Annotated in this window: 10 protein-coding genes; 5 read left to right on the top strand and 5 right to left on the bottom strand. The window is 62.8% G+C overall.

Translation table 11 applies throughout. From position 1 onward, the window contains the following. Window positions 1–16: 16 nt before the first annotated feature. From WMW70_RS06940 to WMW70_RS06925, 4 genes are all read right to left on the bottom strand, one after another. Window positions 17–1645 carry an ABC transporter substrate-binding protein gene (locus tag WMW70_RS06940; RefSeq protein ID WP_341436789.1) on the bottom strand — a complete coding sequence of 543 codons (1629 nt, stop codon included), beginning with the start codon at window positions 1643–1645 and terminating at the stop codon, window positions 17–19. A gap of 285 nt (window positions 1646–1930) precedes the next feature. Further along, window positions 1931–4504, bottom strand: a complete 2574-nt coding sequence (gene mdoH / locus WMW70_RS06935; protein ID WP_341436788.1) for a glucans biosynthesis glucosyltransferase MdoH — start codon at window positions 4502–4504, stop codon at window positions 1931–1933. Beyond that, window positions 4501–6027, bottom strand: a complete 1527-nt coding sequence (locus WMW70_RS06930) for a glucan biosynthesis protein G (RefSeq protein WP_341437043.1) — start codon at window positions 6025–6027, stop codon at window positions 4501–4503. The genes mdoH and WMW70_RS06930 overlap by 4 nt, the downstream gene beginning before the upstream one ends. A 164-nt stretch (window positions 6028–6191) precedes the next feature. Beyond that, a complete protein-coding gene (locus WMW70_RS06925; RefSeq protein WP_341436787.1) occupies window positions 6192–7445 on the bottom strand; it encodes an acyltransferase family protein in 1254 nt (417 codons plus the stop codon). 318 nt (window positions 7446–7763) lie between these two features. On the opposite strand from WMW70_RS06925, the gene WMW70_RS06920 reads away from it, so the two are divergent. Further along, on the top strand, window positions 7764–9092 hold the full coding sequence (locus WMW70_RS06920; RefSeq protein ID WP_341436786.1) for a spinster family MFS transporter: 1329 nt from the start codon (window positions 7764–7766) through the stop codon (window positions 9090–9092). A gap of 312 nt (window positions 9093–9404) precedes the next feature. Here the strand turns inward: WMW70_RS06920 and rapA are convergent, their stop codons facing one another. After that, on the bottom strand, window positions 9405–12248 hold the full coding sequence (gene rapA / locus WMW70_RS06915) for an RNA polymerase-associated protein RapA (RefSeq protein ID WP_341436785.1): 2844 nt from the start codon (window positions 12246–12248) through the stop codon (window positions 9405–9407). A gap of 174 nt (window positions 12249–12422) precedes the next feature. Here rapA and WMW70_RS06910 point away from each other — a divergent pair, with 174 nt between their 5' ends. The 4 genes from WMW70_RS06910 to ccoM all read left to right on the top strand — a co-directional run bounded on the left by WMW70_RS06910 (window position 12423) and on the right by ccoM (window position 13839). Beyond that, window positions 12423–12719, top strand: coding sequence for an aspartate-semialdehyde dehydrogenase (locus WMW70_RS06910; RefSeq protein WP_341436784.1), 297 nt, complete (start codon window positions 12423–12425; stop codon window positions 12717–12719). Between the two features lie 93 nt (window positions 12720–12812). Continuing rightward, complete coding sequence (locus WMW70_RS06905) at window positions 12813–13409, top strand: alpha-ketoglutarate-dependent dioxygenase AlkB family protein (protein ID WP_341436783.1); 597 nt, start codon at window positions 12813–12815, stop codon at window positions 13407–13409. Then, window positions 13406–13567: a hypothetical protein gene (locus tag WMW70_RS06900; protein ID WP_341436782.1), complete on the top strand. Its 162-nt coding sequence runs from the start codon at window positions 13406–13408 to the stop codon at window positions 13565–13567. The genes WMW70_RS06905 and WMW70_RS06900 overlap by 4 nt, the downstream gene beginning before the upstream one ends. Window positions 13568–13722: 155 nt before the next feature. Continuing rightward, window positions 13723–13839, top strand: a complete 117-nt coding sequence (ccoM, locus tag WMW70_RS06895; protein WP_341436781.1) for a cytochrome c oxidase subunit CcoM — start codon at window positions 13723–13725, stop codon at window positions 13837–13839. Window positions 13840–13969 lie beyond the last annotated feature (130 nt).

Below are 13969 nucleotides of genomic sequence, written 5' to 3'. Positions count from 1 at the left end.
TGCGGCAGGTGGCGAGCTATGGCGTGGGGCTGGCGGTGACGCTGGCCAGGCATTCGACCCGGTTGCGGCCCAGCTGTTTGGCGCGGTAGAGCATCTGGTCCGCGCAGCCCACCAGCCCGCTCAGGGGCTGCCCCCGGTGCCATTGCGCGACACCGAAGCTGGCGCTGACGCTGATCTGCTCCAGTAGCGGTTCGGCCACCAGCAGCAGGCGCAACTTCTCCGCTATCGCGCAGGCGTGGGCCAGGTCGGTGTGCGGCATAAAGATGATGAATTCCTCGCCACCCCAGCGGCACAGGCAGTCGGATTGGCGCAGCTGGGCCTTGATCCTGTGCGCCACGCCGCTCAGTACCTTGTCCCCCACCTCGTGGCCATATTGGTCGTTGATCAGTTTGAAATGGTCGATATCGAAAAAGATCAGGCTGAGGTCCAGGGGGTAACGTTCGGCGCGGGCGATTTCCTGCTGGGCCACCTCTTCGAACTTGCGCCGGGTCCATTGCCCGGTCAGGCGGTCGGTATTGGCCAGCGTCTCGAGTTGCTGGTTGCTGCACAGCAGCTTTTCCTCGGCCTCGCGGCGGCGGCCGACTTCCAGGCGCAGGCGGCTGCTCAGGTGGGCAAAGCGCAGGGCGATGGCGGCCACGGCCAGCACGATCAGCACGGCACCCGCCAGCACCTGATAGAGCAGGCGGTGATCGGTTTCGACCTTGCGGTTGTAGATAAAACCGTCCAGCTCGATGGGGCCCTGGGCCATGTCCAGGGACACATAGTGCTCGGCGATGGCCTGCCAGCGCCCGGGGTTCATATGGCCCAGCTGCACCAGCTCGGGCATCACCAGTTTCTTCAGTTCCTCGGCCTCGAAACGCAGGTGTTCCAGGCTCTTGTCGGGGGCGTAGCTGCGATGGATCAGCTGCACGCTTTCTTCGATATGGTCCATGGCGTACTGCCAGCCGCGCAGGCTGGCCTGGAGAAAGGCTTCCACCTGCTTCGGACGCTGTTGCAGCAGTTCGCGGCGGGTAGTGAGCACATCGTTGTAGAAGTTGACCCCGTATTCGCGCGGTTTGATCAGGCGATAGGCAACCTGCTGCTGCTTTAGCCAGAAGGGTTCGTTGGACAGGTAGCCGTTATAGGCGTCGGTCTTGCCGTCGATCAGATCCTGCGGATTGAAGCTGGTGGGCTGCTCCTGAATCTGATCGAGGCCGATGCCTTCGCGTATCAGCATGATGCGCAGTTCTGCGCTTTGCGGCAGCGGCATCACCATCACCCGTTTGCCGGCCAGGTCCTGGGGGGTGTAGATGCCGGAGTCGGCCCGCACTATCCAGACGCTGGGCGAGCTTTGCATGATGGCGGCTAGCGCCACCACGGGTTTGCCGGCCATATGCGCGATGATCAGGCCGCTATTGCTGATGGCGAAGTCGGCATCCCCTGCGAGCAGGCTGTCCAGCGCCGGTGGGCTGCCCGGGCCGCCCTGGCGAATATCCACCTCCAGCCCGGCCTGACGGTAAAAGCCTTTCTCCTGGGCCATGTAGTAGCCGGCGAACTGGAACTGATGCAGCCAGCGCAGTTGCAAGCGCATTTTTTCCGCAGCCAGGGCCTCGGCCAGGCACAGCAATTGCGCCAGCAACAGGATGAGGCCTGAGCGTAGCGACATCTTGCCCCGCTTGCCGGGTTGTCTGTGAAGGGACATGGCGACCTGCCGTTCTATACAGCCTTGCACAACCATCGACAGGGCCTGCGGCCACGACAAAGATCCTGGCCGTCGTGAACCACGCACGTGTCGATTAATGCTGTCACCGATTCTGCATGAAGAATATGGCGATCTGGCATCAGTATAGTGAGCCTGCGCACAAGGCAAGCGGCTGGCTGCGGATCGGCGGCTCTACTCGGTAGTAGAGCCTTCTGCTGCGATCCGCCTGGTGGCGTAGTCGAAGGCTGGCTAGCCGGCTACCGGGCTGGACGGCGAGAGGGGAAGCCTGGCCTGCATGGCCGGCAAACGGGCCGGCTGTTCTCCAGCCTGGCTAAAGGCGTGTTGCCATGAGGGGTGTTGCTTGGTCTGTTCCCAGAGCCGTGCATGCAGGCGGCTGAGCGCCACGGGGTCGCTCAACAGGGCCAGTTTGCTCGGTCCGTCGAGCCTTTCCGGCGCGTTGTTCAGGGCATGCTGCAGCAGGCGCTGGCGGGCCGTTTCGAGGCGTGGCGAAGTGCCATGGCGAGCGGTTGCCATGGCGCATGCCAGTGCATTGGGAAACGGCTGCAGCGCTGCGGCGATAAACCCCTGATGCAGGGCATGCTCGCGGTTGTGTTTGGCGTAGGTGTAGGTGGAAACCAGCTCCTGGGGCGGGTTCGACTCTTCGGGGATGAGGAACAGCTGGTTGCGCCGGGCACTCAGCCCCAGGCTCAAACGGCTGGAGATCACCGATACCGGGATCGACACCATCAGCGACACCACGATCGGTGCCAGCCACCAGAGAAATACCGGGTCGAGCCAGGCAACCCCGGCTGTCCAGAAAATCCCCAGCAGGGTTTGCCAGCCGTGTCGCCGCACGCCGTCGCTCCAGGTGGTGATGCCATCGTCACGTTGTGGCGAGTTCCATTGCACCGACCAGCCGAGAAAGGCTGCGGTGACGAAGCGGGTGTGGAACAGCATCCTGACCGGTGCCAGCAGCACCGAGAAGAGCATTTCCAGCAGCATGCTGAGGCAGACCTTGAACGCGCCGCCATAGGCGTGCGCACCCTTGATCCAGATCAGCAGGACACTGAGCAGTTTGGGCAGGAACAGCAGGGTCAGGGTGGTGGAGAACAGGGCAATGGCCTGCTCCGGGTTCCAGCGCGGCCAGACCGGGAACAACTGGCCGGGCACCAGGAAGTACTGCGGCTCCAGCAGGGTATGGGTCGCCAGCAGCGCGGTGGAAAGCAGCAGGAAGAGGAACCACAGCGGTGCCGACAGGTAGGACATCACCCCGGTAAGGAACACCGCGCGGTGCACCGGATGCATGCCCTTGACCAGGAACAGGCGGAAGTTCATCAGGTTGCCATGGCACCAGCGGCGATCGCGTTCCAGCTCGTCGATCAGGTTGGGCGGCAGTTCTTCATAGCTGCCGGGTACGTCGTAGGCGATCCATACGCCCCAGCCGGCGCGGCGCATCAGTGACGCTTCGACGAAGTCATGGGACATGATCGCGCCGGCGAATGAGCCCTTGCCCGGCAGCGGTGCCAGGGCGCAGTGGTCGATAAAGGGTTGTACGCGGATGATCGCGTTGTGCCCCCAGTAATGCGATTCGCCGAGTTGCCAGTAGTGCAGGCCGGCGGTGAACAGCGGCCCGTAGGCGCGGGTGGCGAATTGTTGCAGGCGTGCATAGAGGGTGCTCATGCCCGCGGACTTCGGTGCCGTCTGGATAATCCCGGCCTGGGGATTGTTTTCCATCAGGCGCACCAGGCAGGTCAGGCTTTCGCCACTCATCACGCTGTCGGCATCGAGCACTACCATATAGCGGTAGTTGCTGCCCCAACGTCGGCAAAAGTCGTCGATATTGCCACTTTTGCGTTTGACCCGGCGGCGTCGACGCCGGTAGAAGATTTTCCCGAAGCCCTTGCAGGCCTGGCACAGCTCCAGCCAGGCGCTTTGTTCGGCGACGATAATGTCGGCGTCGCCGCTGTCGCTGAGGACGAAGAAATCGAAGCGGTCGAGATCGCCGGTGGCGGCTACCGACTCGTAGGTTGCGCGCAACCCGGCGAATACCCGCGGCACGTCCTCGTTGCAGATCGGCATGATGATTGCCGTTCGCGCCTCGGCGGGAATCGGCTGAGTGCCCGCATGAGCGCCGGAAATCCCGTATCTGTCATAGCCGCGCAGCAGCTCCCAGAAGCCCATCAAGGCGGTCCAGAAACCCGCGGAGACCCAGCAGAACAGGATGGAGAACAGCACCAGAATGCTGAACTGCACCACATAAGGCAGCACTTGGATAAGGCTCTGTTGCAGGCCTTGTTGCATGATTTCCTGCAGGTCGATCAGCATCCAGCCCTGGTAGGGCAGGATGCTGTTCATGTACCAGGTCGCCACGACGGTTTGCCCGAGCATCAGCAGCAGTAAAATCAGCCGGCGGCGTGAGCCGACCTGGCGCCAGCGCGCGGGTTCCAGTTGTTGGCGCGGTGGCGGCGGCGGGCTCTTTCTACCGAGCAGTTTGCGCCAGCCGCGGGTAAGGATATTGGTGCGCCAGGCCTCGGGCGTCACATGGCTGCGGTTCAGCGGTGGGGTCGCCTCGATGCGCGGCCGCCCGGCGGCGTCTGCGCCGAGGATGCCGGCCTCGTTCAGGCTGGCTCCAGCGCCCAGTTGCAGGCGGCGTGCCGCGGACTGGCAGACGGCTTCGTCGGTGCTCTGCGCCGGCTGGCCGGACAGCTGCCGGTGCAACTCGGCGAAACTCGCAGCCTGGGCCAGCGTCTCGCGCTCGGCCTCAGGCAGCGGCAGCTCGGCCAGATAGGCGTCCAGGCCTACTTGAGGCGTTCGCGCGCTCATCGACTGCTGGCCGTGTCGGCGGGTAATTGATAGCTCCAGGTTTCACTCAGCGGCTGCTCGCCATCAACCAGTGCCGCGCGCATCTCAACCGGCTGCGCCGGGTCTTTGACCTTGATCCGCAAAGTCAGGCGCCAGCCTTTGCTGGCGGGGTTATAACGCAGGCTGTTAGCTATCAGCCTGGCATTGTCGCCGACGCTGACTTGCGAGCTCGGTGGGGTGTCTTGCGTCAGTTTGGCCAGTGCGGGGCCTTCGAAGTCGATCAGCAGGGCGATGCTGTCGTCCAGTTCGCGGATCAGGTTGGCTTGCTTGTCTTCACCCACCGCACGCAGCGTCTGGGCGACCCAGGCGTTGTCCGGCTGATGCAGCGCCTGCTCGTCGCGGGTCCAGTGCATGCGGTAGGCGAACTCCAGGGGCTGGCCTTGTTCCGGCAACTTATCCGGCGTCCAGAATGCCGCTATGTTGTCGTTGGTCTCGTCCTGGGTGGGGATTTCCACCAGCTTGATGCGGCCTTTGCCCCAGTCCCCCTTGGGTTCGATCCAGGCGCTGGGGCGTAGATCGTAGCGGTCGTCGAGGTCTTCGTAGCGGGAGAACTCGCGACCGCGTTGGAGCAAACCGAAGCCTTTCGGGTTTTCCACCTGCCAGCTGCTGACGGCCAGGTGTTTCGGGTTGTTCAGCGGACGCCAGAGCCACTCGCCATTGCCGGCGTGGATCGCCAGGCCATTGGAGTCATGCAGGGCGGGGCGGAAACTTTGCTGCCTGGGCGGCTGTTTCGGATCGAACAGGAACATGCTGGTCAGCGGTGCCAGGCCCAGCTCGTCGACTGCGGTGCGCAGGTACACGCGGGCCTGCACATCCACCACTGCGTTCTTGCCGGGGCGCAGGGTGAAGCGGTAGGCACCGGTCGCGCGCGGTGAGTCGAGCAGGGCGAAAATGACCAGGTGCTTGTCCTGCGGCTTTGGCCGTTCGATCCAGAACTCGCGGAAATAGGGGAATTCCTCGCCGCTGGGCAGTGCGGTGTCGATGGCCAGGCCGCGGGCCGATAAACCGTACACCTGGCCTTTGCCGATCACCCTGAAGTAGCTGGCACCGAGCATGCTCATGATCTCGTCCTGCTTGTTTTTCTGGTTGATCGGGTAGATCACTCGAAAACCGGCATAGCCAATATTTTGGGTCGATTGTTGATCGAGTTTCAGGTCGCCGAAATCAAAGCGTTCGGGGTCGTACTTGATTTCCGTGACGGTGGTGGCGGTGACCTCGTTGATCTTTACCGGTGTATTGAAGTGCATGCCCTGGTGATAAAAGCCCAGCTTGAAGGGCGTATCACGCTCGCTCCACTCGAACTTTTCAGGGCGCGGCTGGATTTTCTGATAGTCGGCGAAAGGCATCTCGCGAAACTCGGCGGACAGATTGCTGGCCGGTGCGCTGTAGTTTTTCTCGCCCAGCGCCCTGGCCTTGGCGGCCACGTCATCCAGCGAGAATGCCTGTACTTGAGCGGTGCAGAGCAACAAGGCGATAGAGGCCAGATGGAATAGGGAGGAGGGGACGCCGTGTTGGGAGGGTTGTTTGACGATTTTCAATGACACGGATTCACCAGACGAAGCAAGAAAAGTAGAACGCCCCCAGTTGACCCAGGGGCTGAATTTCCGACCATTTTATCGGTAAATGATTCCTCATTGCTGGGGGATCTTTACTGGGCAGATACCGGTAGACGTTTGAGTAGCAATCGGCGTGCCGGGACTACGGCTTGTTCTTGCGCCCAGACGCACAAGGCAACCGTCAGCAGCAGAAAAAGCGGGTAGAGCCACAGCGACAGCGGTTGTTCAGCGGCCTGCCGGGCACAGCTGGCCCAGTGCTCGAAACAGGCTGGCGAAGCCACGCCGAGGAGCTTTTCCGAGCGGGAAAACAGGATGAAAGCCGGCACATGTAGAACAAACAGCGGCAGCGATGCCGTGCCCAGGCGCTGCGACCAGTGGATCAGGCGGGCGTTGCCGGGCGTGGCGATCAGGGCGCAGAGGTAGACCAGAGCCAGTTGCGCGGGCAGCAGCAAGCCGTTATGCAGCAGGAAGTACCAGAACCGTTCGCCCTTGAGCAGCCAGACTGCTGCGCCAAAGCACAGCAGGCAGAAGCCGCCGAGCAACAGCCTGGTGCCCAGTTGCGGTGCATATCCGCTGTCGCGCTGCTGGCGGAACAACCCGTACAACAGAATCCCGGCGAGAAACTCCGGCAGGCGCAGCAGGGGCATGCGGTGCAGCATGCCGGTGTAGGGCATGCCATATTCCTGGTTCTGGATTACCCAGAGCGGCGGCAGCAGGTAGATCAGGGTGATTGCGACCAGCCACCGGCCCTTGTGGCGTGAGCGCATCAGGCGCGGTGCCAGCAGGGGAAAGCTCAGGTAGAAGAAAAACAGCGTGGAAATCGACCACAACGGCGCATTGAACGTCAGGTAATAGGGGTTCCAGGCTTGCAGCATAAGCAATTGCAAGACGGAGTTGAGCAGCAGTTCGCCATTGCTCATGAAATGCTCAAGGGTCTCCCGGGACGCGCCTGCCAGGTCTGCGTTGGTGTCATAAACCACGAAGCGGATGCTGGCTTTGCTGTCATCGGGCGGGATGCCGAGGTAACCGATGATAAACAGCACGCTGATCGTCAGCAGCAGGGAAAACAGGTGCAGCGGATAGAGGTTGGCGAAACGCCTGCTCCAGAAGCTGCGGGCGGGTTCGCGCAATTGCCCCTGGCGGCAGTACACATGGGCCAGCAGAAAGCCGGACAGCACGAAGAAGCTGCTGGTGGCAAAGAACCCGACCCCGGTCAGGTCCACCAGCCAGGAAGGTTTTTCCTCGCTGGGGTAGTTATGCAGGGTATGGAACACCACCACATAGACGCCGAGCAGAAAACGTAACCACTCCAGGCCGATAAAATGCTCCTTGCCGATGCGCGTCACTCTGCTCTCCTGTGATTGAACTGTCCCCCCGTCACCCTGGGTGGCACGCCCTCTGGATAATGCACAAAGGGGCGTGCCCAGGCGTGTGAGACCCCGCGTGGGAAATGTTCGACAGCGTTGATTGGTTTTTGATCGCTGGGTTGGCGCGGCCGGCGACTTTACTCCGTACGATTCACTGACATCAACAGTACAAATAGTCACAGACAGCGCGGATCACAGGCTCTAGATTCGACCGCACAGGTGCTTGGCAATCACTGTCATGCACGCCCGTGCAGCCGCGGTGCAATCGCGGTCATAACAATAAAAGAGATGGATTCCATGCAGCAGTCCCAGCAAGCGGCGAATGCCTGGCGTATTTTGTTTCTGCTATTTCTCGCCAACCTGTTCAACTTCTTCGACCGTACCATTCCGGCCATCATCATCGAGCCGATTCGCATGGAGTGGGGCCTCAGCGACTTTCAGTTGGGGTTGATCGGCACCGCCTTCACCATCGTTTATGCAATTGCCGGTGTACCCCTGGGGCGCATGGCCGACACCGGCGCGCGGCGCAAAATCATGGGCTGGGGCCTGGCGGTATGGAGCGGGCTGACGGCGGTCAATGGCCTGGCCTGGAACTTCTGGAGCTTTCTGCTGATTCGCATGGGGGTCGGCATTGGCGAGGCCAGCTATGCGCCGGCGGCCAACTCGCTGATCGGCGACCTGTTCCCCGCCCACAAGCGGGCGCGGGCCATGGGCATCTTTATGCTCGGGCTGCCGCTGGGGCTGCTGCTGGCCTTCTTCACCATCGGGGCCATGGTCACGGCCTTCGACAGCTGGCGCGCGCCGTTCTTTATCGCCGCCGTGCCGGGGGTGATCCTGGCGCTCTTCATGTTCTTTATCAAAGAACCCCGGCGCGGTGCGGCGGAGCAGGTGCAGTCGTTGACCACTCCGGTGGACAAGCCGCTGCGCAAGGTTCTGACGATTCGCACCTTCTGGTGGCTGGTGCTGGCCGGGCTGGCGTTCAACTTTGCCACCTACGCCTGCAACTCGTTTATGGTGCCGATGCTGCAGCGCTACTTCCTGTTGCCGCTGGAGCAGGCGGCGATGGCCACCGGGGTTATCGTCGGCCTGACCGGGTTGCTCGGGCTGACCCTGGGTGGCTGGCTGGCGGACAAGATTCATCAGCGCTGGCAAAGCGGGCGTCTGCTGTTTGCCGCCCTGAGCATGCTGGTCGCGGCGCTGGCCACCGGCTATGCCTTGCACGCCGGGCGCATTGAAGTCGCCCTGTTTGTCACCCTGTTCAGTATCGGCTGGTTGTTTGCCTACAACTTCTACACCTGCGTCTACACGGCGATCCAGGATGTGATCGAGCCGCGCCTGCGCGCCACCGCCATGGCCCTGTTCTTCGCCGGCCTGTATCTGCTCGGTGGCGGCCTGGGGCCGGTGGCGGTGGGGCTGCTGTCGGACCACTACGCCCAGGCGGCGATGCTCGCGGCCGGAGCCACGGAAATGAACGAAACCTTCAAGGCGGTGGGCCTGCACGGGGCCATGTACCTGATACCCGTGGCGCTGCTGCTGACCATGCTGGCGCTGTTGCAGGCCTCGCGCTGCTTTGTGAGCGATTCAGCAAGGATGCAGCAAGGTATGGTCAACGCCGTGCCGGCATAGGTCTGCTGGCGGATGCACCTCAGTCAGTGGTTTAAACAGACTCTGCAATTACGTGTTGGATGGGGCGCTTGGGGACGAGTGACACTGCCTGTAGAGGCGGCAATGGGTAGGGTGACGCGGGGTCGCCCAGGCTGTGCGCACCAAGAATCTGCAGCAAGCCCTGGTGCGCACGGCGCACCCTACCAAGGCTGGCCCCGTCACACTTAAGCGCCGCCTCGTACTGGGACATATACAAAAAATGCCGCTCACTTGTCTCAAGTGAGCGGCATTTTTGTTGCGGGCCAGAGTTAAACCCGCAGGGGAGGCGGCGGTTTAGCCGGCGACCAGCACGCGTATGGCTTCCAGGCGCAAGGCGGCCTTGTCGAGCATGGCCAGGCCCTGCTCGCGCTGCTGGCGCAGGGCGTTGAGTTCGCTGTCGCGCACGCTGGGGTTGACTGCCTGCAGGGCGACCAGGCGCGCCAGTTCCTCCTCGGTCTCGGCGGCCAGGCGGCGCTTGGCTTCGTCGACGCGCGCAGCGTGGCGTTCGGCGACCTTGCTTTCGCCGGCGTTGATCAGCGGGTTGAGGCTGTCACGCTGGGCCTGGACGAACTTGTTGGCGCTGGCCCGCGGCACGCTTTCAAGCTGGTCGTTCAAGGTTTCGAAGGCCACCTTGTGCGCCAGGTCGTTGCCGTTGGCATCGAGCAGGCAGCGCAGGGCGATAGGCGGCAGGTAGCGGCCCAGTTGCAGGGCGCGTGGTGCCACCACTTCGCTGACATACAGCAGCTCCAGCAGCACGGTGCCGGGTTTCAGCGCCTTGTTCTTGATCAGCGCCACGCCGGTATTGCCCATGGAACCGGAGCGCACCAGGTCCATGCCGCCCTGCACCATGGGGTGTTCCCAGGTGAGGAACTGCATGTCCTCGCGGGCCAGGGCCATGTCGCGGTCGTAGGTGATGGTCACGCCTTCGTCGTCGCCAAGCGGGAAGCTGGCATCCAGCATCTTTTCGCTGGGGCGCAGGATCAGGGCGTTGTCGGAATGGTCTTCGCTGTCGATGCCGAAGGCGTCGAACAGCTGCTCCATATAGATCGGCAGGGCGAACTGGTCGTCCTGCTCGAGAATCGCCTCGACCAGCGCTTCGCCTTCGCCGGCACCACCGGAGTTGAGTTCCAGCAGGCGGTCGCGGCCGGCGTGCAACTCGCCTTCAAGGCGCAGACGCTCGGTCTTGGCCTCGTCGACCAGGGTCTGCCATTCGCCGTCATCGCCATTTTCCAGCAGCGGCAACAGGCGGCTGCCGAACTGGTGCTGCAGGGCGTTGCCGGTCGGGCAGGTGGCGAGGAAGGCGTTCAGCGCCTGGTGATACCACTGGAACAGACGTTCCTGTGGGCTGTTTTCCAGGTACGGCACGTGCAACTGGATGCGGTGCTTCTGACCGATCCGGTCGAGGCGGCCGATGCGCTGTTCGAGCAGGTCCGGGTGGGCCGGCAGGTCGAACAGCACCAGATGATGGGAGAACTGGAAGTTGCGCCCTTCCGAGCCGATTTCCGAACAGATCAGCACCTGGGCACCGAATTCTTCGTCGGCGAAATAGGCCGCCGCGCGGTCACGCTCGAGGATGCTCATGCCCTCATGGAACACCGTGGCCGGAATACCTTTGCGCACACGCAGGGCGTCTTCCAGGTCCATAGCGGTTTCGGCGTGGGCGCAGATCACCAGCACCTTGAATTTCTTGAGCATCTTCAGGGTGTCGATCAGCCATTCGACGCGCGGGTCGAACTGCCACCAGCGCTGCTCATCGCCAAATTCGGCCTGGGCCTGGTAGCTCACTTCCGGGTAGAGATCGGCATGCTCGCCCACCGGCAGCTCCAGATACTCGTCCGGGCTGGCCAGGGGATAGGGGTGCAGCTCGCGATCCGGGAAACCCTGCACGGCGGCGCGGGTGTTACGGAACAGCAGGCGGCCGGTGCCATGGCGGTCGAGCAGTTCGCGCACCAGGCGCGCCGCGGCTTCGCTGTCGCCATCATTGACCGCGGCCAGCAGGGCTTCGCCCTCGTTACCGAGGAAATCGTGGATGGTCTTGTGTGCGGCAGGTGACAGGCGGCCCTGGTCGAGCAGTTCCTGCACCGCTTCGGCGACCGGCTGGTAGTGGGCGCTCTCGGCGCGGAAGGCTTCGAGGTCGTGGAAGCGGTTGGGGTCGAGCAGACGCAGGCGCGCGAAGTGGCTGTCCTGGCCCAGTTGCTCCGGGGTGGCGGTCAGCAGCAGCACGCCGGGAATCACCTCGGCCAGCTGTTCGACCAGGCGATATTCCTCGCTGGCGTGCTCGGGATGCCAGACCAGGTGGTGGGCCTCGTCGACCACCAGCAGGTCCCAGCCGGCACCAAACAGCGCGTCCTGGGCCTTCTCGTCCTCGCACAGCCATTCCAGTGCGACCAGCGCCAGCTGGCAGTCTTCGAAGGGGTTGCTGGCGTCGCTTTCGATAAAGCGTTCGGCGTCGAACAGCGCCACGTCCAGGTTGAAGCGTCGGCGCATTTCCACCAGCCACTGGTGCTGGAGGTTTTCCGGCACCAGGATCAGCACCCGGTTGGCGCGCCCGGACAGCAGCTGGCGGTGGATCACCAGGCCGGCTTCGATGGTCTTGCCCAGACCCACTTCGTCGGCCAGCAGCACGCGCGGGGCGATGCGGTCGGCGACTTCACGGGCGATATGCAGCTGGTGGGCAATAGGTTGCGCGCGCACGCCGCCCAGGCCCCAGAGCGAGGATTGCAGCTGCTTGCTGGTGAACTCCAGGGTGCGATAGCGCAGGGCGAACCAGGGCAGCGGGTCGATCTGCCCGGCGAACAGACGGTCGCTGGCCAGGCGGAACTGGATAAAGTTCGACAGCTGGGTTTCCGGCAGGGTGACGCTTTCGTGCTGGGCGTTGAGGCCGTGATAGACCAGCAGGCCGTCGACATCGTCGACTTCCTGCACGGTCAGCTTCCAGCCTTCGAAATGGGTGATCTCGTCGCCCGGGGAGAAGCGCACGCGGGTCAGCGGTGCATTGCGCATGGCGTACTGGCGGGTTTCGCCGGTGGCCGGGTAGAGCACGGTAAGCATGCGGCCGTCCTGCATCAGAACGGTTCCCAGCCCCAGCTCAGCTTCGCTGTCACTGATCCAGCGTTGTCCCGGTTCATACTGCGCCATGCTTGTCTCCCGCGTGAAAAAGCCGACTATGTTAACGCAGGGTCGGGCCCTGGCCCAAGGCGCATTAATCTGCAGTCGGCACTTTGTGTGGTTGGCTTTGTCGAAAGTGTAGCGAGGCGGCTCTCAAGTCGGTGTCCGTGTGGCCGACAGCCTGACCAAAGGAGGACAGATAGAATGCTACCGCCTATCCCCCACAGCCTGGCTCCGGTCACGGTGCAGCAGGACGTGATCAAGCCTCGCCCGGAAATTCCGCCAGTTACGCCAGCGGCCGAAAGTGCCAAGGAGAGTGGCGTGAGCCTGGATAAACGCCATCCGCAGGAAGCGGAGATGCTGCTGCGCGAAGAACAGCGTCGCCGTCAGCGCCGTGGTTACACGCCCGCGGAGCTGGCCGAAGGCGAAGTCGATGCGGCCGACGAGGCGGTGCTGGGCGACATGCCGCGTCAGGGTTTGTGGGTGGATGTGGAAGTCTGAAACCATCTGGCGACCTAAACCCTGGCAGAACCGAGTGCACAGGGCTGGCGTCTCGTACAGACTCAGCTTGTCTCCTTACTTGACGTGCCCGCGATGCTATTTGATGACGCCCCCCTGCAGCTGCCCGACGCCGAACTGGACTTCCAGGCCAACTGGCTGGAGCCGGCGATGGCCGATCAGTGGTTGGCGCAGCTCGTCGCCGAAACGCCCTGGCAGCAGCCCCGGGTGCGGCTTTACGGGCGTGAGCATGTGGTGCCGCGTCTGGTTGCCTGGTATGGCGATGCCGAGGCGCGCTACCGTTATTCCGGCCTGAGCCACTCGCCCCTGGCCTGGACGCCCTTGCTGGCGCAGATTCGCGCCCGGCTGGTAGCGACACTGGGGCAGCCGCTCAATGGCGTATTGCTCAACTATTACCGCGACGGCCAGGACTCCATGGGCTGGCACAGTGACGATGAAGCGGAGCTGGGGCGCAATCCGCTGATCGCCTCGCTCAACCTGGGCGGCAGCCGGCGTTTCGATTTCAGGCGCAAGGGGCAGAGCCGTATCGAACACTCGCTGCTGCTCAATCATGGTTCGCTGCTGGTCATGCGCGGGCCGACCCAGCATTATTGGCAGCACCAAGTGGCGAAGACGCGCAGCCCCTGTACGCCACGCCTGAATCTGACCTTTCGCATGATCCGAACCCCATGAGCCACGACGACAAGCTGATCGATTTCACCGCCGAGCGCGACAAGCGCATCCACGACCTGCGCGACAAGAAACTCAATGAGTTGCGCGAGGCCTTCGAGCAGGCCCTGCCTTTGCCCAAAGGCAAGAAAAAGCCCAAGGGAAAACCGAAAAAGTCCTGATTTCCGCTGTTGCGGGGGCGATCCATTGATCTGGATCAGTTAACCCGCGTCTCGCCGCCTGGCCCTAGTGCCGTCTTGATCTGGATCAATAGCCGCCTGCCGCCGCCTGTTAACTTGAAGCCATTCCCACACAGGCTTCACGCAGGAGGCACCCCATGTTTGTCGATGTCGTAGTTCTCGCAGGAATCGGCACGGTCGGTTTGATGGTCGCCTTCTTCGCCGGTGTTGGCTATTTCATCTGGAAGGATTCGCACAAGCGCAAGCAGAGCTGAATCCCCGGAAGCAGAGCACGCAAGGCAATTTGGGCGACTTCGGTCGCCTTTTTTTATGGCCGCCATCCATGGCGGCCACCCTTCGGGCCGTCGCTACGCGACGTTAAAAATTGCTCCAGGCAATTTTTTA

The sequence above is a fragment of the Pseudomonas sp. XK-1 genome (assembly GCF_038069885.1).
GTDB lineage: Bacteria > Pseudomonadota > Gammaproteobacteria > Pseudomonadales > Pseudomonadaceae > Aquipseudomonas.
This window is presented reverse-complemented; position numbering and strand designations above follow the sequence as displayed.